The sequence below is a fragment of the Streptacidiphilus melanogenes genome, assembly GCF_000787835.1.
Taxonomy (GTDB): Bacteria; Actinomycetota; Actinomycetes; order Streptomycetales; family Streptomycetaceae; genus Streptacidiphilus; species Streptacidiphilus melanogenes.
Window position 1 is genome coordinate 119,535 of sequence record NZ_BBPP01000013.1, and the last position, 20,850, is coordinate 140,384.

General features: G+C 72.3%; 20 protein-coding genes and 1 pseudogene. 3 read left to right on the top strand and 18 right to left on the bottom strand.

Annotation, left to right across the window (positions count from 1 at the left end; translation table 11 throughout):
- Nucleotides 1–112 precede the first annotated feature (112 nt).
- From TR49_RS16880 to TR49_RS42865, 16 genes are all read right to left on the bottom strand, one after another.
- Nucleotides 113–955: a DUF8829 domain-containing protein gene (locus tag TR49_RS16880; protein WP_042382533.1), complete on the bottom strand. Its 843-nt coding sequence runs from the start codon at nucleotides 953–955 to the stop codon at nucleotides 113–115.
- Between the two features lie 216 nt (nucleotides 956–1,171).
- The gene (gene nusB, locus TR49_RS16885; RefSeq protein WP_042382535.1) at nucleotides 1,172–1,612 is read right to left on the bottom strand and encodes a transcription antitermination factor NusB; all 441 of its coding nucleotides are present in this window, start codon (nucleotides 1,610–1,612) and stop codon (nucleotides 1,172–1,174) included.
- Between the two features lie 2 nt (nucleotides 1,613–1,614).
- Nucleotides 1,615–2,181, bottom strand: a complete 567-nt coding sequence (efp, locus tag TR49_RS16890; protein WP_042364421.1) for an elongation factor P — start codon at nucleotides 2,179–2,181, stop codon at nucleotides 1,615–1,617.
- Nucleotides 2,182–2,265: 84 nt separating this feature from the next.
- Nucleotides 2,266–3,351 carry a M24 family metallopeptidase gene (locus TR49_RS16895; RefSeq protein ID WP_042382536.1) on the bottom strand — a complete coding sequence of 362 codons (1,086 nt, stop codon included), beginning with the start codon at nucleotides 3,349–3,351 and terminating at the stop codon, nucleotides 2,266–2,268.
- A 108-nt stretch (nucleotides 3,352–3,459) separates the two neighbouring features.
- On the bottom strand, nucleotides 3,460–4,155 hold the full coding sequence (locus tag TR49_RS16900) for an AAA family ATPase (RefSeq protein ID WP_042382537.1): 696 nt from the start codon (nucleotides 4,153–4,155) through the stop codon (nucleotides 3,460–3,462).
- A 47-nt stretch (nucleotides 4,156–4,202) separates the two neighbouring features.
- Nucleotides 4,203–4,634, bottom strand: coding sequence for a type II 3-dehydroquinate dehydratase (gene aroQ, locus TR49_RS16905; protein ID WP_042382538.1), 432 nt, complete (start codon nucleotides 4,632–4,634; stop codon nucleotides 4,203–4,205).
- Complete coding sequence (gene aroB, locus TR49_RS16910; protein WP_042382539.1) at nucleotides 4,634–5,725, bottom strand: 3-dehydroquinate synthase; 1,092 nt, start codon at nucleotides 5,723–5,725, stop codon at nucleotides 4,634–4,636. Before aroB ends, aroQ begins: the two co-directional genes overlap by 1 nt.
- A complete protein-coding gene (locus tag TR49_RS16915; protein WP_042382541.1) occupies nucleotides 5,722–6,237 on the bottom strand; it encodes a shikimate kinase in 516 nt (171 codons plus the stop codon). The genes aroB and TR49_RS16915 overlap by 4 nt, the downstream gene beginning before the upstream one ends.
- Nucleotides 6,237–7,421 (bottom strand): chorismate synthase, encoded by a 1,185-nt coding sequence (gene aroC, locus TR49_RS16920; RefSeq protein WP_152627308.1) that lies wholly within the window; start codon nucleotides 7,419–7,421, stop codon nucleotides 6,237–6,239. Before aroC ends, TR49_RS16915 begins: the two co-directional genes overlap by 1 nt.
- A 305-nt stretch (nucleotides 7,422–7,726) precedes the next feature.
- Entirely contained in the window at nucleotides 7,727–8,551 is an 825-nt protein-coding gene (locus TR49_RS16925; protein ID WP_236653404.1) for a shikimate dehydrogenase, read from the bottom strand.
- Nucleotides 8,548–10,272: an endolytic transglycosylase MltG gene (gene mltG, locus TR49_RS16930; RefSeq protein ID WP_052434368.1), complete on the bottom strand. Its 1,725-nt coding sequence runs from the start codon at nucleotides 10,270–10,272 to the stop codon at nucleotides 8,548–8,550. The genes TR49_RS16925 and mltG overlap by 4 nt, the downstream gene beginning before the upstream one ends.
- A 211-nt stretch (nucleotides 10,273–10,483) precedes the next feature.
- A complete protein-coding gene (gene ruvX / locus TR49_RS16935; RefSeq protein ID WP_042382544.1) occupies nucleotides 10,484–10,951 on the bottom strand; it encodes a Holliday junction resolvase RuvX in 468 nt (155 codons plus the stop codon).
- Between the two features lie 20 nt (nucleotides 10,952–10,971).
- Nucleotides 10,972–13,644, bottom strand: a complete 2,673-nt coding sequence (alaS, locus tag TR49_RS16940; RefSeq protein ID WP_042382545.1) for an alanine--tRNA ligase — start codon at nucleotides 13,642–13,644, stop codon at nucleotides 10,972–10,974.
- Nucleotides 13,644–14,054: a DUF6167 family protein gene (locus tag TR49_RS40055; RefSeq protein WP_052434369.1), complete on the bottom strand. Its 411-nt coding sequence runs from the start codon at nucleotides 14,052–14,054 to the stop codon at nucleotides 13,644–13,646. The genes alaS and TR49_RS40055 overlap by 1 nt, the downstream gene beginning before the upstream one ends.
- Nucleotides 14,055–14,058: 4 nt before the next feature.
- Nucleotides 14,059–14,544, bottom strand: a complete 486-nt coding sequence (locus TR49_RS16950; protein ID WP_042382549.1) for a DUF948 domain-containing protein — start codon at nucleotides 14,542–14,544, stop codon at nucleotides 14,059–14,061.
- A gap of 115 nt (nucleotides 14,545–14,659) precedes the next feature.
- On the bottom strand, nucleotides 14,660–15,523 hold the full coding sequence (locus TR49_RS42865) for a hypothetical protein (protein WP_160311612.1): 864 nt from the start codon (nucleotides 15,521–15,523) through the stop codon (nucleotides 14,660–14,662).
- A gap of 84 nt (nucleotides 15,524–15,607) precedes the next feature.
- Here TR49_RS42865 and TR49_RS47135 point away from each other — a divergent pair.
- Together TR49_RS47135 and TR49_RS42870 are read left to right on the top strand one after the other, a co-directional pair.
- Nucleotides 15,608–15,721, top strand: a pseudogene (locus TR49_RS47135) (hypothetical protein); the annotation flags it as partial.
- A gap of 259 nt (nucleotides 15,722–15,980) precedes the next feature.
- Entirely contained in the window at nucleotides 15,981–16,952 is a 972-nt protein-coding gene (locus tag TR49_RS42870; RefSeq protein WP_152627310.1) for a hypothetical protein, read from the top strand.
- Here the strand turns inward: TR49_RS42870 and rpsD are convergent.
- On the bottom strand, nucleotides 16,940–17,554 hold the full coding sequence (gene rpsD, locus TR49_RS16960) for a 30S ribosomal protein S4 (RefSeq protein ID WP_042382550.1): 615 nt from the start codon (nucleotides 17,552–17,554) through the stop codon (nucleotides 16,940–16,942). The two genes, TR49_RS42870 and rpsD, sit on opposite strands and share 13 nt — an antisense overlap.
- Nucleotides 17,555–17,954: 400 nt before the next feature.
- Between rpsD and TR49_RS16965 the strand changes: the two genes are divergently transcribed.
- Nucleotides 17,955–19,397, top strand: coding sequence for an amidase (locus tag TR49_RS16965; protein WP_042382551.1), 1,443 nt, complete (start codon nucleotides 17,955–17,957; stop codon nucleotides 19,395–19,397).
- On the opposite strand, the gene TR49_RS16970 is transcribed toward TR49_RS16965, so the two are convergent.
- A complete protein-coding gene (locus tag TR49_RS16970; RefSeq protein WP_042382553.1) occupies nucleotides 19,374–20,747 on the bottom strand; it encodes a replication-associated recombination protein A in 1,374 nt (457 codons plus the stop codon). The two genes, TR49_RS16965 and TR49_RS16970, sit on opposite strands and share 24 nt — an antisense overlap.
- Nucleotides 20,748–20,850: the final 103 nt, after the last annotated feature.

The window sequence follows — 20,850 nt, forward strand, 5'->3', positions numbered from 1 at the left end:
TCTCCTCTGCCAGGCAGGCCGCGCCCGACCACCGCGAGCGCAGTACGGACCTGACACGGTGCCGCTCCTCGCTCGAGACCGGGTGGACGAGGCGGGAACAGGTGACGGCGCCTCAGACCCGGCGGAAGGACTCGCCGTCGAAGGTCCACTCCCAGCCCACCTCGCCACGCTCCGGGCAGGTGCCGGACAGCGTCAGCACGCCCGGCAGCTGCAGCGCGTGCCCGACGCACAGGACCTCGCACAGCAGGTCCAGGTCCTCGTCGTCGATCCGCAGCACGCCGCCCTCCTCCAGCAGCAGGTCGGCCCAGGCGAAGACGGGCATGTCGGGCTCGAAGATGCTGCACACCGCCGTGTACGCGCCGACGCCGGCGCGGAGCAGGAAGCCCCGCAGCGCCTCGGCGCCGCGGGCGTAGGCGATCCGCAGCAACTGCTCCGGGAACTGCCCGGTGAGCGCGGCCTCGGCCGTCTCGGCGAGCATGCCGTCGAGACGGCGGCGCACCAGGCCGCGCTCGTGGGCGCGGTCGAGACGCAGCAGGAACTCCGCCAGCGGCTCACCCTCCCAGCGGACCCACTCGTCCTCGGCCACCGGGTCGGCGGTGTAGACGAGATGGCTGTCGCCGTCCTTCGGGGAGAGGCCCTGCTGGACGCAGTAGTCGTCGAAGTCCGCCGGGGAGAAGGCGCGCCCGCGGACCTCGACGCCCTCCTGGCCGAGGCCGGTCAGCAGCGAGTCGACGTCGCTCAGGTAGTCGGCGTAGGCCGTGTAGGTGGTGCAGCCGTCGGCGATCAGCCGCTCGAAGTCCGCGCGGTTGGTCACGACGCCGACCATGGTGGGCTTGCGATGACCGGTCGCCGGGGACGACGCGGTGCAGCGCCGGCGGTCGCGCGGGGTGATGACGCGAGCGGCCGCGTGGCAGACGGCAGGACGGGGGCTGCGCGGACGAACGTGCTTGGTCATGGAAGCCTCCCAGGTTGGACGGTCGGGGTGCGCGCCCGGTGGGGCGTCACGCTCCTCGTCCTCCCCCGGCATATGCGCCTCATGCGCACCCTGTGTCACAGGATCGTCACCATCGGTGACCCCGAATGGAGCAACGCCACGCCCCGCACAGACGAAGGCGCCCCGCGCTCCCTTGCGGGAGCGGCAGGGCGCCTTTCGACGTTCGACAGGCGGCGCTCAGTCGCGCGAGACGCGCAGCGAGGGCTTGAGCTCCATCAGCCGGGCCAGCAGCCCGTTGACGAAGGACGGCGACTCGTCGGTGGAGAAGTCCTTGGCCATCTCCACGAACTCGTCCAGGACCACCGGGTCCGGGACGGAGTCCTCCCAGATCAGCTCGTACGCGCCGAGCCGCAGCACGTTGCGGTCCACGATCGGCATCCGGTCGAGCGTCCAGCCCACCGCGTAGGTGGAGATCAGGTCGTCGATCCTGGCGGCGTGGCGGCCGTAGCCCTCGACCAGGTCCTGGGTGTACTCCGGGACCTGCGGCACGCCCTCCTCCCCGCTGCGGGCGCGCGCCACCCACTCGGCGAGGACCAGCGTGGGCTTCACACCCCGGTGGTCGGCCTCGAAGATGATCTGGAAGGCCTTGGTCCTGGCCTTGTTACGCGCGGTCGCCACGGTTAGGAGTTCACCCGGCCGAGGTAGTCACCGGTACGGGTGTCGACCTTGATCTTCTCGCCCTGGTTGATGAAGAGCGGGACGCCGACCTCGGCGCCGGTCTCCAGGCGAGCCGGCTTGGTGCCGCCGGTGGAACGGTCGCCCTGCAGGCCCGGCTCGGTGAACTCGACGACCAGCTCGACGGCGGCCGGGAGCTCGATGTAGAGCGGGGCGCCCTCGTAGACGGCCACGAGCGCGTCGAAGCCCTCGAGCAGGAACTTGGCGGCGTCGCCGACGACCGCGGGGTCGACGTGCGTCTGCTCGTAGGTGTCCATGTCCATGAACACGAACTGCTCGCCGTCCTTGTAGGAGAACTGCATCGTGCGCTTGTCGACGTTGGCCGTCTCGACCTTCACGCCAGCGTTGAAGGTCTTGTCGACGACCTTGCCGGACAGCACGTGCTTGAGCTTGGTGCGCACGAAGGCCGGGCCTTTGCCGGGCTTCACGTGCTGGAACTCGACGACGGACCACAGCTGGTCGTTGTCGAGCTTGAGCACCATGCCGTTCTTGAGGTCGTTGGTGGAAGCCACAGTCGCCCTAACTTCTGGATTTGCTTGTCAGCTTGTCAAGGAACCAAGTAGTCGCGTGTCCTGCGACGCCGGGCGGACCCGAAATCACAGGGCGAGGAGCTCCTTGGTCGTGATGGTGAGCAGCTCGGGCCCTCCGTCCTCGGAAGGACGGACGACGAGCGTGTCCTCGATCCGGACGCCGCCGCGACCCGGGAGCGCTACTCCCAGCCCGACAGTGACCGGCACACGGTTCTCAAGCTTACCGAATTCGCCAGGCCACGGTTCCAAGGCCCCCGGGCGCGGTTCCTCGTCGACATCGAGGCCCACGCCGTGCCCGACCCCCTCGTCCAGTTCGGGCGGATACCCACGCGCCTCCAGCACCCGGCCGGCCGCCCGCGCGCAGTCGTCCAGCGAGGCTCCGACGGCCAGCGTCTCACGCGCCGCGCGCTGGGCCGCGAAGACGACCCCGTGCAGTTCCACCTGCCACTCCTGCGGCGCCAGCCCGACCACGAAGGTGCGGGTCGCGCAGGACCGGTACCCCCGGTAGCAGGCGCCGAGCGAGACGGTGAGGAAGTCCCCCTCCTCCACCCGCCGGTCCCCCGGCAGGTGCCGGGCCCGCCCGGAGTGGTCCCCCGCGCCGACCCGGACCGGGAAAGCCGGCCCGTCCGCGCCGTGGTCCACCATCCGGCGCTCCAGCTCCATCGCGAGGTGCCGCTCGCTGCGGCCGACCAGGATCGACTCCAGCAGCTCCCCCAGCGCCTGGTCCGCGATCTCCGCGGCGATCCGCAGGCAGCCGAGCTCCTGCTCGTCCTTGACGACCCTGAGCTGCTCCACCGAATGGTGCAGGTCCCGCAGGCGGCAGCGCGCGGCCCCCGAGACGGCCCGGTGCCGGGCGACGGTCAGGTCGTGCTCCTCGACCCCGAGCAGCTCCGCGGTCGCGACGTGCGCCGCGGCGACGGCCGGGTCCTGCCCGGGGGCGAGGACCAGCTCCTCCAGCCCCTCCTCCCGCTCCCGCGCGGCATGCGACACGCAGATCAGCGCGCGGTCGCGCTCCAGCAGCAGCGCTTCCGCGCCGGCCACACCGGTCAGCCACCGCACGTTCGCGGGCGCACTCACCAGCGCGGCGTCGACCCCAGCCCCACTGCAACGCTCACGCAGCCGCTCACGCCGCTCGGAGAACACCTCGCCCATGCTCCGAGGCTAGGCTCGCCCGCCCGTTACCGCCTGTCGGGCACCAGGCACCTCACCGGCCGCTTGCACTCCGCCAGGGGGCGTGCAACGGGCCGTGTGCGCGAAGGCTCAGCGCCGCAACGCCTGGGCCAGGACGGAGTCCAGGGCGGCCGCTGTGGAGGGGACGTCCAGGCGGGAGTTGTCGATGATGGGGAGGCCGGAGCCGTACCAGCCGGACATGCGGCCGTGGATCGCGGCGACCTGTTCGTCCGGCAGCCTGCGGTTGCCGCTGCGCTGGGCGTTGCGGGCCAGGACCACGTCGAGGCCGGGCAGGAGGACGACGGGGGTCAACTGCGGGCCCACGTGGCGCTTCCAGCCGCCGAGCCCCACGGCGGGGAAGTCCGGGAAGACCGCGTCGTCGATGATGCAGGAGATCCCGTTGACGAGGTAGTTGCGCGCCGCGAACCCGCAGGTCCTGCGGGCGAGGCGGTACTGACCCTCGGACTGGTCGTTCCAGCCGGCCTGGGGGCTGGCGAAGCCCGCGCGGACCCATTCGCGGACGTCGTCGAGGCTGATGTGCGCGGTAGGGGTGGGCCGCCGATCGGCCCAGTACCGGGCGACGGAGGTCTTGCCCGCGCCCGCCGGGCCGATCAGGAGGACCGCCAGCGGGCCGGGACCACCCGGGGGCGCCGCGGGCGTGGGCAGGACGAAGTGGCCCGTCGCCGCCGACTCCGGCAGGGCCCGCAGCGACAGCGTGGCCCTCGGCGGCCCCGCCGCCGGAGGCGGCAGGCTGCCCCCGTAGTAGCCGTTCTGGCTCTCTGACATCCGGTCACCTCCCGGAGGACGACGATACCGTCCCCCAGCAGGAACGATCACTGCTCGGCGAGCGCCCGCAGAGCCAACTCGTACGACCCGATGCCGAACCCGGCGATGGTGCCGCTCGCCACCGCCGAGATCACCGAGGTGTGCCGGAACTCCTCCCGCGCGTGCGGGTTGGAGATGTGCACCTCGATCAGCGGCGCGGTCCGCTGCGACGCGGCGTCCCGCATCCCGTAGGAGTAGTGGGTGAACGCGCCGGGGTTGATGACGACGGGGAGCCTGCCGTCGGCCGCCTCGTGCAGCCAGCGGATCATCTCGCCCTCGTCGTTGGTCTCCCGGACCTCGACCTCGAAGCCCAGCTCCGCACCGAGCTTGGTGCAGCGCTCGACCAGGCCGGCGTACGAGGTCGAGCCGTAGACGTCCGGCTCCCGCGAGCCCAGGCGGCCCAGGTTCGGGCCGTTCAGCACCAGGACCTTCTGCGGCATCAGCCCGCCACCTCGGCGTACGCGGCGACCAGCAGGGACGGGTCCGGGGCCTCCAGGATCGCGGGCTTCGCCAGGCCGTCCAGCACGATGAAGCGCAGCCGGTCCGCGCGGGACTTCTTGTCCAGCTTCATCGCCTCCAGCAGCTTCGGCCAGGCGTCCGCCTTGTAGGTGAGCGGCAGGCCCACCGACGCCAGCACGGCCTTGTGCCGCTCGGCGGTCGCGTCGTCCAACCGGCCCGCCAGGCGGCCCAGTTCGGCGGCGAACACCATGCCGACGCTGACGGCCGCGCCGTGGCGCCACTTGTAGCGCTCGTTGCGCTCGATCGCGTGCGCCAGCGTGTGGCCGTAGTTGAGGATCTCGCGCAGGCCGGACTCGCGCAGGTCGTTGGAGACGACCTCCGCCTTGACCTTGATGGACCGCTCGATCAGCTCGGCGGTGTGCGGGCCGTCGGGGGTGCGGGCGCCCTCCGGGTCGGCCTCGACGAGGTCGAGGATCACCGGGTCGGCGATGAAGCCGGTCTTGATGACCTCGGCCAGGCCGCTGACGTAGTCGTGGCGCGGCACGGTCTGCAGCGTGCCCAGGTCGGCAAGCACCCCCACCGGCGGGTGGAACGCGCCGACGAGGTTCTTGCCCTCGGCGATGTTGATGCCGGTCTTTCCGCCGACGGCCGCGTCGACCATGCCCAGCAGCGTCGTCGGGACCGAGATCCAGCGCACGCCGCGCAGCCAGGTCGCGGCCACGAAGCCGGCCAGGTCGGTGGTCGCGCCGCCGCCGACGCCGACGATGACGTCGGTGCGGGTGAAGCCCGTCTGGCCCAGCACGGACCAGCAGTAGGCGGCGACCTCGGCCGACTTGGCCTCCTCCGCGTTCGGCACCTGCAGCGCGATGGCCTGGTAGCCCTGCGCGGCCAGGTCGTCGCGGATCGCCTCGCCGGTCGCGGCCAGCGCCTCGGGGTGGATCACCGCGACGCGCTGCGCGGCGGTGCCGATCAACGCGGGCAGCTCGCCCAGCAGCTGATGCCCGATCAGCACGTCGTAGGGCTCGCCCCCGCCGCCCGCACCGACCCGGATCGTCTTGATGTCGTCACTCACGACTTGTTCAGCTCCAGTGCGTCGAGGACCGCGTCGGCCACCTGATCCGGCGTCAACCCTGCCGTGTCGACCACGGCCTGCGCCACCCGCGTGTACACCGGGCGGCGCTGCTCCATCAGTTCGCGCCAGCGGGCGCGCGGATTGCCCACCAGCAGCGGGCGCGGCGCGTCCAGGCCGACGCGCTTGACCGCGTCGTGCAGGGCCACGTCGAGGAAGACCACCGGCAGCCCGTGCAGCAGCTCCTCGGTCTCCGCGCGCATCACCGCGCCGCCGCCGAGCGCCAGCACGCCCGGGTGCTCGGCGACCGCCGTGCGGACGGCCGCCGCCTCCAGCTCACGGAAGTGCGGCTCGCCCTCGTCGACGAAGATGTCCGCGATCGGCTTGCCCGCGGCTGTGACGATGTCGTCGTCCGTGTCCCGGAAGGCGACGCCGAGGCGCTCGGCGAGCACCCCTCCGACCGAACTCTTGCCGGCCCCGGGCGGGCCGACCAGGATCACCACGGGGTGGGCCACTACTTCACGACCAGGTGCTCGAGGTACCCCTGCACGTTGCGGCGGGTCTCGCTCACGTTGTCGCCGCCGAACTTCTCCGCGACCGCGTCCGCGAGGACCAGCGCGACCATCGCCTCCGCGACGATGCCGGCCGCCGGGACCGCGCAGACGTCGGAGCGCTGGTGGTGTGCCTTGGCCGCCTCGCCCGTGCGGGTGTCGATCGTCGCCAGCGCGCGCGGCACCGTCGCGATCGGCTTCATCGCGGCGCGCACCCGCAGCAGCTCGCCGGTGGACAGACCGCCCTCGGTGCCGCCCGAGCGGCCGGAGAGGCGACGCACGCCCTCGGGGGTGTTCACGATCTCGTCGTGCGCCTTCGAGCCCGGGATCCTGGCCAGCTCGAAGCCGTCACCGACCTCGACCCCCTTGATCGCCTGGATGCCCATCAGCGCCGCCGCGAGGCGCGCGTCCAGCCGTCGGTCCCAGTGGACGTGCGAGCCGAGGCCGACCGGCACGCTGTAGGCCAGCACCTCGACGACGCCGCCGAGCGTGTCGCCGTCCTTGTGGGCCTGGTCGATCTCGGCGACCATCGCCTTCGACGCGTCCGCGTCCAGGCAGCGCACCGGGTCCTCGTCCAGCCGCGCCTCGTCGGCCGGCACGGGGATCACCCCGGCCGGGGCCTTCGCCGCGCCGAGCTCGACGACGTGCGAGACGATCTCGATGCCCGTCGTCTCCTTCAGGTACGAGCGGGCCACCGTGCCGAGCGCGACGCGCGCGGCGGTCTCCCGAGCGGAGGCGCGCTCCAGGATCGGCCGGGCCTCGTCGAGCGAGTACTTCTGCATGCCGGCCAGATCGGCGTGCCCCGGGCGCGGACGCGTCAGCGCCTCGTTGCGGGCGAGGCCCGCGAGGATCTCAGGGTCGATCGGATCGGCCGACATGACCTGCTCCCACTTGGGCCACTCGGTGTTGCCGACCATGACCGCGACCGGCGAGCCCAGGGTCAGCCCGTGCCGGACACCGCCCAGGAAGGTCACGACGTCCTGCTCGAACTTCATCCGCGCACCACGGCCATACCCCAGCCGCCGCCGCGCCAGGGCCTCGGACACCATCTCGGTGGTCACGGGCACCCCGGCCGGAAGCCCCTCCAGCGTCGCGACGAGTGCCGGGCCGTGCGACTCCCCGGCCGTCAGCCAGCGCAGCGTTCCCAAGGGTGTGCTCCTATCCCGAGAGTGCGGATCCCTTACCGGCGATCCTCCCACGTCGCACGGGCAAGGACAGAATCCGTCCAGCAAGTGAGCCCTTCGGGGGCGCGGGGAATTCTGCAGGCGAGGAGCCATGCGCCATCCAGGGGCGCGGTGACTGCGCGACAAGCCACCCCAAGAGCCGAGTCACCGAACGCGCAGGGCCATCCGGACGCCGGTGCTTGCTCGCGCCCACGCTGGGGGCACCTCCCGGCCGAAGGCTGGGGGAGGAGCCGCATATCGGCAGAGCCTCGCGCCCCTGGATCGTGCAGCTACAGGGCTGCCTGGCCCGCCGCGCGCATCGCGTCCACCACGTCCGCGTCGGCCAGCCCGGTGAAGGCGCGGAACTGCAGCACCGCCTGGTGCACCAGGAGGTCGAGCCCGCCCAGGACGACGCCGTCGCGGCGGGCCCAGGCCGCCGCCAGCGGCGTGGGCCACGGGTGGTAGAGGACGTCGAACAGCGCGCCAGGCTCCTCCGGCACCGCCTCGGCGAGGTGGTCCGTCGCGCCCACGGGCGTGGTCGAGACGACCAGCTCCGCGTCGAAGGCCATCGACGCGCGGTCCCATTCCTCGGGGACGACGTCCACGCCGAGCCGCTCGCCGAGCGCCCGCATCTGCGCGGCGCGCTCGGGGCCGCGCACGAAGGCGAGCACGGGGCCGTCGCAGACCTGCCCGAGAGCCGCCAGCGCCGAGGACGCCGTCGCCCCCGCGCCGAGGACCGCAGCGCTGGCGACCTTCTCCACGCCGCGCTCGCGCAGCGCCGCGACGAGGCCGGGCACATCCGTGTTGTCGCCGGTGCGGCGGCCGTCCGGGTGGAAGACGACGGTGTTGACCGCGTCGACGGCGAGCGCGCCCGCCGAGACCTCGTCCAGCAGCGGGATCACCGCGCGCTTGAGCGGCATGGTGAGCGAGAGGCCCGCCCAGCCCTCACCCTCCACGTCGAGGCCGGAGAGGAAGCCGGGCAGCGCGGCCTCGTCCACCTCGAAGCGGCCGTACTGCCACTCCCCTGTCAGGCCCAGCGCCGCGTACGCGGCGTTGTGCAGCACCGGCGAGAGCGAGTGGGCGATCGGCGATCCGAGGACCGCGGTCCGCCTCACTGGCACTGTCCCGACGTGCGGTTGACGTTCTGGCTGTGCTTGGCGCAGTAGGCCTGGACGTCGTTGAGGAACTGGGCCCAGGTGGCGTCGAAGCGGGTGTCGTTGGCGTCGACGGCCACGAAGTAGGCCCAGTTGCCCGGCGTGGGGTTCAGCACGGCCTGGATCGCGGCCTGGCCCGGGTTGTCGATGGGCGTCGGCGGCAGGCCCTTGATCACGTAGGTGTTGTAGCCGCCTGCGGAGCTCGCCTTCTGGGCGTTGGTGAAGGTCTTGCTGTTCAGGTAGTACTGCAGCGGGGTGTCCAGCTCCAACCGGCCGAACGTGACGTTGGTGTTGAGGCGGTTGTAGAGCACGCGGGCGATCTTGCCGAAGTCGGCGACGTTGTTGCCCTCGGCCTGCAGGATGCTCGCCTCCTTCAGCACCTCGTAGGCGCTGTTGAGGTTGGCGCTCTTGCCCGCCGTGTCCAGGTTGAGCGCCTGGATCTCACTCTTGGTCTGGTCGACCATCTGCTTGAGCAGGTCGATCGGCTTCGTGCCCGAGGAGACCGAGTAGCGCGTCGGCCACAGGAAGCCCTCGGGGTTGCCGTTCGCCTCGGACGGCAGACCGAGCTGGGAGACGTCGTCCTTGGCCGCCTTGGCCGTGGTGCCCGCGGACAGCTTCAGCTTCGTGTCGATCATTGCGTAGATCGACTTGGCGGTCATGCCCTCGGGGATCGTCAGGTGGTCGCCGCCCGCCTGCGTCTCCAGCTCCTTGAGGGCCGTGGCGGCCGACATGTGGAGCTTGAGCTCGTAGTAGCCCGGCTGGATCTTCGAAGCGTTCGTCAGGTCGGCGTTGAAGGCGTTGACGAACGCCTGCGCGGACTCGACCACGCCCGCGGCCTTGAGGGTGTTGCCCATCGTCCAGCCGACCGCACCGTCCGGGATCTGCACCTGGACGTCCGTGGTGCCCGCGCCGGCGTAGTCCGGGGCCGCGTTGCGGTTCTTGTACCAGTTGTAGCCGAAGTACCCGGCACCGCCGAGAAGGCCCACCAGCAGCACCGTGACGCCGAGGCAGGCGACACCGCTGCGCTTGCGCTCCTTGCGGCCCTTGGCCTCGTCCTTGCGCCGGCCGGTACGGCTGTCGTCCTCGTCGGAGAGGAACGGGACGTACTCCTCCTCGCCGTCCTCGCGCTCCTCGACGTAGACGTCCTCGTCGGAGTAGCGCTCGGCACCGTGCGCGTCCTCGGCGGGCGCCTCCCCGCGGGCCTCGGCCTCCAGCTTCGCGGCTTCGGCGACCCAGTCGATCCCGTCCGGACCCGGGCCGGACGGCGGCGGGTTCTGCGGACGCGGGCGCTGCGGCGGCTGCGGCGGGCGGGGCTGCTGCGGCTGACCGTACGGCGCCTGCTGCTGGCCGGGGTAGGGCTGCTGCTGCGGCTGGCCGTAGGGGGCCTGAGGATGCTGGCCCGGATAGGGCTGACCGGGGTAGACGGGCTGCTGCCCGGTGCCGTACGGGTCCTGCGGATAGCCCGGGTACTGCGGCTGCTGCGGCTGGCCGTGCGGAGGCTGGCCCTGCGGGGGCTGACCGTACGGCTGTTGCGGCGCCTGCGGCTGCTGGCCGTAGGGGTACGGCTGCTGCGGCTGCTGTCCGTAGGGGTAGGAAGCCTGCGGCGGGTACCCGCCCTGTCCACCGTACGAGCCGGCCTGGCCCCACGGTTCGGAGCTGTAGCCCCGGCCCTGGTCGGTCATGCGTCCCCTCGGATTCGGCGGAAATCGGCAGGTGGGTCCGCTGCCGCGATTCGAACCGGCGTGCCCATGGGCTCGCGTGGACGGAACGTTACCCGACCGAGGCCGAACCGGCTTCTACGGGCACGTCCGCACCACGCGGGCTTCACAGCGCGTCGCTCACAGTGACGAAGGGGGCCCACCTGATGGTGGACCCCCTTGAATCGGCGTCAGCCTACAGCCCTTCCTCCGCCGGTTGGACGGTTTCGCCGGGAGGACGTCCGCTCGTCTTCTCGGTCTCCAGCGCGCTCTGCAGGATCACCACCGCTGCGGCCTGGTCGATCCGGGAGCGGCCCTGCTTGGACTTCACCCCGGCGGCGCGCATCCCGGCCGTCGCGGTGACCGTCGTCATCCGCTCGTCGACCAGCCGGACCGGCACCGGGTAGACCCGGCCGGCCAGCTGGGCCGCGTAGTCGCGGACCTTGGCCGCCGCCGGGCCCTCACGCCCGCTGAGCGAGCGCGGGAGCCCGACGACGACCTCGATCGCCTCGTACTCCTCGACGATGGCCGTGAGCCGTCCGAGGGACTTCTTACCGGCCGGGACCGTCTCCACCGGGGTGGCCAGCAGCCCGTCGGGGTCGCAGCTCGCGACCCCGATCCGGGCGTCGCCGACGTCCACGGCGATCCGGCGTCCTCGACGCATGGAACTCAACGCCTCGCGCCTCAGGCCTTCTCGGCGACCAGCGCGCGAACGGCCTCGACGGCCTGCGGCACGGCGGTCGCGTCCTGGCCGCCGCCCTGGGCGACGTCGTCCTTGCCGCCACCGCCGCCACCGAGGGTCTTGGCGGCCGCGCGGACCAGCTCGCCGGCCTTGATGCCTCGCTCGCGCGCGGCCTCGTTGGTGGCGATGACGGTCAGCGGACGGCCGTTCGCCACGGTGAAGAGCGCGACGACGGCCGCACGGCCGCCCTGGCCGACGCGGTTGCGCACGTCCAGGACCAGCTTGCGCAGGTCGTCGGCGCCGGTGCCGTCCGGCACGTGGCCGGTGACCAGGGCCGCGCCGCGCACGTCCTCGGCGCCCTCGGCCAGCCCGGCGGCGGCCTGCAGCACCTTCTCGGCGCGGAAGCGCTCGATCTCCTTCTCGGCGTCCTTGAGCTTGGCGAGCATGCCGGAGATCTTCTCCGGCAGCTCCTCCGGACGGCCCTTGACCAGCTCGGTCAGCTGGGCCACGACCGTGTGCTCGCGGGCGAGGAAGCTGTAGGCGTCGACACCGACCAGCGCCTCGACGCGGCGCACGCCAGAGCCGATGGAGGACTCGCCGAGCAGCTTCACCAGACCCAGCTGGGCGGTGTTCGCGACGTGCGTGCCGCCGCAGAGCTCCTTGGAGAAGTCGCCGATGGTGACGACGCGGACCTTCTCGCCGTACTTCTCGCCGAACTCGGCGATGGCGCCCTGCTTCCTGGCCTCGTCGATGCCCATGATCTCGGCGGTGACGTCCAGCTCGCGGGCCAGCACCTCGTTGATCTTCTGCTCGACGTCGGTGAGCACCGTGCCGGGGACGGCGGTCGGCGAGCCGAAGTCGAAGCGGAAGCGGCCCGGGGAGTTCTCCGAACCGGCCTGGGCGGCCGTCGGGCCGAGCGCGTCGCGCAGCGCCTGGTGGGTCAGGTGGGTGGCGCTGTGGGCGCGTGCGATGGCCCGGCGGCGGCGCACGTCGATCTCGGCGTGGACGTTCGCGCCCACGGTGACCTCGCCGACCTGCACGACACCCTTGTGCACGACGACACCGGGAACCGGCTTCTGCACGTCGTGGATGTTGATGACCGCGCCGGTGTCGGTCTTGATCCGGCCGTGGTCGGCGAGCTGGCCGCCGCCCTCGGCGTAGAAGGGGGTGCGGTCGAGGACGACCTCGACGTCGTCGCCCTCGGAGGCGGCGGGCGCCGGCACGCCGTCGACGAGCAGGCCGACGACCGAGGCCTCGTTCGCGTTGTGGGTGTAGCCGGTGAACTCGGACTCGCCGGAGGTGTCGGCGATGGAGCGGTAGGCCTGGACGTCGGCGTGGCCGGTCTTCTTGGCCCTCGCGTCGGCCTTGGCGCGGTCGCGCTGCTCCTTCATGAGACGGCGGAAGCCGTCCTCGTCGACGGAGACGCCCTGTTCGGCCGCGATCTCCAGGGTGAGGTCGATCGGGAAGCCGTAGGTGTCGTGCAGCTGGAAGGCGTTCTCGCCGGACAGCACCGTGCCGCCGCCGGAGCGGGTCTCGGTGATGGCGGTGTCGAGGATGTTGGTGCCCGCGCGCAGCGTCTTGAGGAAGGTGGCCTCCTCGGCGAGCGCGACGGTCTCGATGCGCTTGCGGTCGGTGATCAGCTCCGGGTACTGCTGGCCCATCGTGGTGATCACGACGTCGAGCAGCTGCTCGACGACCGGGCCGGTGGCGCCGAGGATGCGCATGTTGCGGATGGCGCGGCGCATGATGCGGCGCAGCACGTAGCCGCGGCCCTCGTTGCCGGGGGTGACGCCGTCGCCGATGAGCATGGCGGAGGTGCGCATGTGGTCGGCGACCACGCGCAGCGAGACGTCCGAGTTGTGGGCGGCGCCGTAGTGGACGCCGGTCAGCTCGGTGGCCTTGTCGATGACGACGCGCAGGGTGTCCGTCTCGTACATGTTGCGGACGTCCTGGAGGATCATCGCCAGGCGCTCCATGCCGAGGCCCGTGTCGATGTTCTTGGCCGGGAGGTCGCCCAGGATCGGGAAGTCCTCCTTGCCGTCGCCCGCGCCACGCTCGTACTGCATGAAGACCAGGTTCCAGATCTCCACGTAGCGCTCGTCGTTGACGGCCGGGCCGCCCTCGACGCCGAACTCGGGGCCGCGGTCGTAGTTGATCTCCGAGCACGGGCCGCAGGGGCCCGGGACGCCCATGGACCAGAAGTTGTCCTTCTTGCCCAGGCGCTGGATGCGCTCGGCCGGGACGCCGATCACGTCACGCCAGATCTGCTCGGCCTCGTCGTCGTCCAGGTAGACGGTGACCCAGAGGCGCTCCGGGTCCAGGCCGTAGCCGCCGTCGGCGACGGAGGAGGTCAGCAGCTCCCACGCGTACTTGATGGCCCCTTCCTTGAAGTAGTCGCCGAAGGAGAAGTTGCCGCACATCTGGAAGAAGGTGCCGTGCCGGGTGGTCTTGCCGACCTCCTCGATGTCCGGCGTGCGCACGCACTTCTGCACGCTGGTGGCGCGCGGGAAGGGCGGCTTGACCTCACCCAGGAAGTAGGGCTTGAAGGGCACCATGCCGGCCGGGACCAGCAGCAGGGTGGGGTCGTCGGCGATGAGCGACGCCGAGGGGACGACGGTGTGGCCGCGCTCCTCGAAGAAGCGCAGCCAGCGGCGGCGGATCTCAGCCGACTCCATTACAGGTCCTCATTCCGGTCGAGCTTGGTGATGACGTGGTTGAGCGTTTCAGCGTGCTGAAGTTCGAGGGGCGCCCGCTCGGTGGTGGGCGCGTCGGGGCGTACCGCTCCGGGCGGCAGCGCGGAGCGGACGGCGGCGGCGCGCAGCACGCGGGCGTCCTCGGCGTAGCCGGGGGTCGCCAGCACACTGCCGTCCAGGCCGAGTTGGCGGTTCAGCTCGAGCTCGCGCTGGAGCATGCCGGCCCGCACCTCGTCCTTGAAGTTCCGCACGGCCTTGCCGACTTCGAGCGATCCGAGCGCCGCGCCCTCGGCCAGGCTGCCCGGGGTGAGCGAACGTGCCACGCGGTTCGCCTTGTTGATGGTCCAGACGGTGGCGCCGGCGCCCACCGCCATCCAGAAGATCCTGCGCATCGGCTCAGCCCCTCCTTCCGAGGCCGACCAGGCGCAGCAGCCCGTTGCGACGCACGGTCGCCCGCTGCACCTCGGCCTTCACCATCCGCTCGATGATCTCCCGCTCCGACTGGTGCGGGACGTACTTCTCGGGACGCCCGGCCGCGCGCTGCTTGGCCACGGCGCTGCGCACGCCGTAGCTGAACGCGGAGAGCTTGACCAGCGGTCCGCCGAGGGTCGCGGCCATGGTGGAGGAGAGCGCCTGTGCGTTCGCGGCGGCGTCCTGCACGTCCGCGGTGATCGCGTCGACGCGCACGAGCTGGTCGTTCGCGGCGCGCAGCGTCTCCGCCGCCTCGTCGAGCAGCGGCACGGCGCGCTCGGTCACTGCCTCGACCAGAACCGTCGCCTCCCGCAGGGCCCGCGCGAGGCGCACCAGCACGACGGCCAGGAGAGTGACCAGCACCGCCCAGAAGACGGCGACGACGAGGCCCGCAACCTCTCCACCCGACACCTTGGCGCTCCCTCGCAGCAAAAGCTGGTCTATCTGCGAAACCCTATCGCGCCAGGAGGACTAATCCCGACCGCACGACCGGCACGCCGAGCCGCAGATGAGGCGCCTCGCGCATCTATACCACCGAACCCGTGGCGCCGCCCGGGCAACGCCGGATTCCGCGGCTCCCGCGACCGCCGGACGTAACCTGCCGATCAGTCAGCTCGTTGGGCCGTCCAGGGGAGCGTTCACCTCCGAAGGGGGTCCCGTGCCAGGCACCGGAAATCTGCCCGCCGAACTGACGGGGTTCGTGGGTCGCCGGGTCGAGCTGGCCATAGCGCAGCGGATGCTGCGCCGCGACCGGCTGGTGACGATCACGGGCCCCGGCGGCGTCGGCAAGAGCCGGCTCGCGCTGCGCGCCGCCGCGGCGGCCGCGCCGGACTTCGCCGACAGCGCGTGGCTGATCCCCTGCGCCGAGCTCACCGACCCGGCGCTGCTCGGCCACGCCGTCGCGGAGGCGTTGCGGCTCACCGACGGCACCGCGCGCCCGGCGGCCGAGGTGCTGCGGGACTTCCTCGCGCCGCGCCGCCTGTTGCTCGTGCTGGACGGCTGCGAGCACCTCGTCGAGGAGGCTGCGCCGCTGGTGGCGAGCCTGCTCACGGCGGCGCCGGGGCTGAAGGTGCTGGTGAGCAGCCGCGAGCCGCTGCGGGTCGAGGGCGAACAGCGGCTCCCGCTCGCGCCGCTGCCCACCGAGGGGCCGCACGCCGACGCGGTGACGCTGTTCGCGCAGCGGGCCGCGGCCGTGCTCCCCGGCTTCGCCGTCACACCCCGCAACGCCGAGCAGGTCGCCGCGCTCTGCCGCCGTCTCGACGGGATCCCGCTGGCGCTGGAGCTGGCGGCGGGGCGGCTGCCGGTGCTGTCCGTCCAGCAGATCAGCGAGCGGCTCGACGACCGGTTCGCACTGCTCACCGGAGGCGCCCGCGGGGCGCTCCCCCGCCATCAGACGCTGCGCACCGCCATCGGCTGGAGCCACGAGCTGTGCTCGCCGCAGGAGCGTCTGCTGTGGGCGCGGCTCTCGGTCTTCGTGGGCCCCTTCGACCTGGACGCCGCGCAGTACGTCTGCGCCGGCGAGGGCGTGACCGCGGACGAGGTGCTGGAGCTGCTCGGTGCGCTGGTCGCCAAGTCGGTGGCGCTGCGCCTGCCGGGGCTCGCGGACGGCCAGGCGCGCTACCGCCTGCTCGACACGGTCCGCGAGTACGGCCTCGGGTGGCTGCGGGCCGCCGGCGCGGACGGCCTGCTGCGCCGACGCCACCGGGACTGGTACCTGGGCCTGGCCACCTGGGGCGAGGTCGAGTGGTTCAGCCCGCGCCAGCTGGAGACCTCGGCCCACCCAGGCCGCGCACAGCAACCTGCGCGCCGCGCTCGAGTACTGCCTCACCGACCCGGGCGAGGAGCAGTTGGCGCTCTTCCTGGCCGGAACCCTGTGGTACTTCTGGGTCGGCTGCGGCCATCTGGGCGAGGGCCGGGTCTGGCTGGACCGGGCGCTGGAGCTCGCCCCGGAGCCGACGGAGGCGCGGGCCAAGGCGCTGTGGGTCACCGGCTACCTGTCGATCCTCCAGGGCGACCGGCTGCACGCGCTCCGGCTGCTGGAGGAGTGCCGACGGCAGGCCCTCGACACCGGCGACGACCGGGCGCTCGCCTACGCCGTGCACCGCCAGGGCTGCGCCGCGCTGATCGCGGACGACCTCGACCGTGCGGTGGCGCTGTTCGACGAGGCCCTGTGGCACTACGACCAGCTCGGCGAGCTGAACAGCAATGTGCTGATGGGCATGTTCGAGCTGGGCTTGGCCCACACCTTCCGCGGTGACGCGGCCACGGGCGCGGCGTGGATCGGCAAGGTGCTCGACGAGTGCGAGCGCTTCGGCGAACGCTGGGCCTACGCGTACGGCCTCTTCGCCTCCGCCTACGCGGCCTGGGCCGTCAACGACCTCGGGCAGGCGCGCGTCCGAGCCCGCGAGTGCGTCCGGCTCAACCACGCGTTCCGCGACCTGGTCGGTCTGGTCCTGGGCGTGGAGCTGCTGGCGCTGCTCGCCACCGAGCCGGAGCAGGACGGCACGCCCGGCGACCTGCGGGAGGCGGCGACGCTGCAGGGTGCCGCGCACACCCTGTGGCGCTCGGTCGGCGAGCCGCTGTTCGGGTCCGACAGCTTCAACGCCGCCCACGAGGCGTGCGCACGGCGCGTCCGCGCGGGGCTGTCGAAGGCGGAGGCCGCGGAGGCGTTCCGCCGTGGCACCACGCTGGATCTGGACGAGCTCGTCGCCCGCGCCCTCGACCGGCGGTCCGGCGGGCAGGCCGGGGAAGCGCAGCGCCCCCACGGCCGGACGGCCGTGGGGGCGCTGCGAGAACCGCTCGCGGGTCAGCGCGAGTAGTACTCGACGACGAGCTGCTCGTCGCAGATGACCGGAACCTCACGCCGCTGGGGCAGGCGGTCCAGGCGGAAGGCCAGGGCCTTCAGGTTGACCTCGAGGTACTTCGGGGTCTGACCCTCACCCGCGTTGCCACCCTCACGGGCGACGACGAACGGGGTCTTCTCCTTGGAACGGTCGCGAACGGTCACCACGAAGCCCGGCTTGAGCTGGAACGACGGACGGTTGACCTTCTGGCCGTTGACCTCGATGTGGCCGTGGACGACCATCTGACGGGCCTGGTAGATGGTGCGGGCGATGCCCGAACGCAGGACCAGGGCGTCGAGACGGGTCTCCAGCAGGGCGACGAGCGCCTCACCGGTCTTGCCCTCGACCTTGCGGGCCTTGTCGAAGGCGCGCGAGAGCTGGGTCTCGGACAGGTCGTACTGGGCGCGCAGACGCTGCTTCTCGACCAGACGGACCTTGTAGTCCGAGTTCTGCTTGCGGCCACGGCCGTGCTGCCCCGGCGGGTACGGGCGGGCCTCGAAGTACTTGACGGACTTCGGGGTCAGCGGAATGCCCAGCGCACGGGCAATCTTGACCTTGGGGCGCTTCTGGTTCGCCATGAACCATTACCTCTTTCGGTTGTTTACTGGCTCACCGCTGTTGAAGGAGGTCGCCTCTCGCGGTCCGGGAAACCGTCCCGCCGTGAAGGCGGGCCGGCAGCCGCTCCCGGGACCGGGCACAACGTGCTGCACGCGAGTGGCCCACCGCCCCGTGAGGGTGGTGGGCTGCACGCGACACCCAGAGGGTGCGCGACGCTCCTGCCGTCCTCGGTCGCCCGAGGTCGGCCTGTATGACGCCCCGCCGGTGATGTCGCATCTGACGATGCGGACACGGGACGTCTCGCTCGGGAAAGTCTACGGGATCCGCGGAGGCCGGGCCGACACCGGCCCGCCCTCTCGTCGTCACTGTCATTGTCAATGCTATTGACACCGCTGTTGGCGCGCGGCGAAGGTGTCCGCCATGGACGCAACCGAACTCGCCTACCTCCCCGCAACCGACGCCCTGCGGGCGTTCCGTGCGCGGCGGCTCTCCCCCGTCGAGCTCATGGAAGCCGTGATCGCGCGGGCCGAGCGCACCGAGCCCGACGTCAACTGCCTCAGCGAGCGCCTCTTCGAGGAGGGTCTGGCCGCCGCCCGGGAGGCGGAGCAGCGGTACCTCGGGCACGGCCCCGCTCCGCGCCCGCTGGAGGGGCTTCCGGTCGCGGCGAAGGACGAGCACCCCATCGCCGGCCGCCTCTGCAGCGAGGGCTCGCTGCTGCTCGCGGACGAGGTGGCCACGGAGACCCACCCGGTGATCCAGCGGGTCCAGGGCGCCGGCGGGATCGTCCACGCCCGGACCACCACGCCCGAGTTCTGCTGCGCCGCCTTCACCCAGTCCAAGCTGTGGGGCGTCACCCGCAACCCGTGGTCGCGCCACCACTCCTGCGGAGGTTCCTCCGGCGGCTCGGGCGCCGCCCTCGCGGCCGGGAACGCGCCGCTCGCGACCGGCTCGGACATCGGAGGGTCGATCCGGATCCCGGCCTCGTTCAACGGCGTCGTCGGCTTCAAGCCGCCCTACGGCCGCGTTCCGGCTATGCCGCCGTTCAACCTGGACACCTACTGCCACGACGGCCCGATGGCCCGCACCGTCGCCGACACCGCGCTGCTGCAGAACACCATCGCCGGGCCCTGGCCGGGCGACGTCGTCTCGCTGCGGCCCAAGGTCGAGGTGCCGTGGGAGTACGAGGGCGCGGCCGGGGTCGCCGGGATGCGCATCGCGCTCTGCCTCAACCTCGGCGACTACGTGCTCGACCCGGATGTCGAGGCGAACACCCGCGCCGTCGCGGACGCGCTGCGCGGCGCGGGCGCGGTGGTCGAGGAGGTCACCTTCGGCTGGACCCGCGAGCTGCTCGACCGTGCCGCGTGGGCGCACTTCGGCGCGATCTTCGGTCCGTCCATCGGCGAGGCCGCCGCCGAGGCGCCGGACCGGCTCAACGGCTACACCCGCGCCTTCGCGGAGCGGGCGGCGCGAGGCGCGCGGGAGACCGGATTCCTGGAGGGACTGGAGCTGGAGGGGCGTCTCTACGCCGAGCTGGGTGCGGTGCTCGAGCGCTACGACGCACTGCTCTGCCCCACCACGGCGGTCCCGGCGCTGGCCGCGGACGAGGAGTACACCGAGACCCGGCTGTCCATCGCCGGCGTCGAGCAGGACCACTACATGGCGATGGCGATGACCATCGGGTTCAACATCTGCTCGCGCTGCCCGGTTCTCTCCGTCCCCTCCGGCTTCGCGGCGAACGGCGTCCCGACGGGCGTGCAGATCGTCGGCCGCACCTACGACGACGCGACGGTGTTCCGCGTCGGCGCGGCGGTCGAGGAGGCGCGGCCGTGGGCCTACGTCTCAGGACGTCGACCGCTCGTCTGAGCCGCTCTCGCCGCGCAGGCGGGCGCGGGTCCAGGTGACCGCGTCGGCGTAGCGGGCCTCCGCGCCGTGTCGGGTCGGGCGGTAGTACTGCTTGTCGCGCACCGTGTCCGGCGCGTACTGCTGGGCGGCGATGCCCTCCGGGAGGTCGTGCGGGTACACGTAGCCCTGCGCGTGGCCGAGCTTCTTCGCGCCCGCGTAGTGCCCGTCCCGCAGGTGCGCCGGCACCGCACCGGCCAGCCCGGCACGGACGTCGGCGAGCGCCTCGCCGATGGCGGTCGTGGCGGAGTTCGACTTCGGCGCGAGGGCGAGCGCGATCACCGCGTGCGACAGCGTCAGCGACGCCTCGGGGAAGCCGATCATCGCCACGGCCTGCGCGGCGGCGACGGCCGTCGGCAACGCGGTGGGGTCGGCGACGCCGATGTCCTCGCTGGCGGAGATCATCAACCGTCGGGCGATGAAGCGCGGGTCCTCGCCCGCCTCGATCATCCGGGCGAGGTAGTGCAGGGCGGCGTCGACGTCGCTGCCCCGGATGGACTTGATCAGCGCGCTGGCCACGTCGTAGTGCTGGTCGCCGTCCTTGTCGTAGCGGACGGCGGCCCGGTTGACGGCGGTCTCGGTCAGTTCGAGCGTGACCGTCTCCCGCTGCTCCTCGATCGCCGCACCGGCGGCGGCCTCCAGCGAGGTCAACGCCTTGCGGGCGTCGCCGCCCGCGATCCGCACGAGGTGCTCCTGCGCCTCCTCGGCGAGCTCGACGGCGCCGTTCAGCCCCCGCTCGTCCGCGACCGCGCGGCGCAGCAGGACGCGGATGTCGTCGTCGGTCAGCGACTCCAGTGTCAGCAGCAGCGAGCGGGAGAGCAGCGGCGAGATGACGGAGAAGTACGGGTTCTCCGTGGTCGCGGCGATCAGCGTCACCCAGCGGTTCTCGACGGCGGGCAACAGGCTGTCCTGCTGCGCCTTGGAGAAGCGGTGGATCTCGTCGAGGAAGAGGACCGTCTCCTTGCCGCTCGTCCCGACGGCCCGGCGCGCGCCGTCGATGACCGCGCGGACCTCCTTGACCCCGGCGGTGATCGCGGAGAGCTCGACGAAGCGCCGGTCGGTCGCCTGGCTGATCACGTACGCAAGGGTCGTCTTCCCCGTCCCCGGCGGCCCCCAGAGGATCACCGAGGACGTGGCGGCGGGCCCGTTCGTCGCGGCGACGAGCCGCCGCAACGGCGAGCCCGGCTTCAGCAGATGCTGCTGCCCCGCGACCTCGTCCAGCGAACGCGGCCGCATCCGCACCGCGAGCGGCGCCCGCCCCGGCTCCTTGGCCTGGAACTCCTCGGCGGCGGCGGTGAACAGGTCTGGTTCCACGGCTAGACCCTACCTCCGGCCACCGACACCCCCGCCTTCGTCGCCCGCGGCCCGGGCCAAGCGCACGGGCGAAGGCCGGGGCCAGCACACGGCCGAAGGCCGG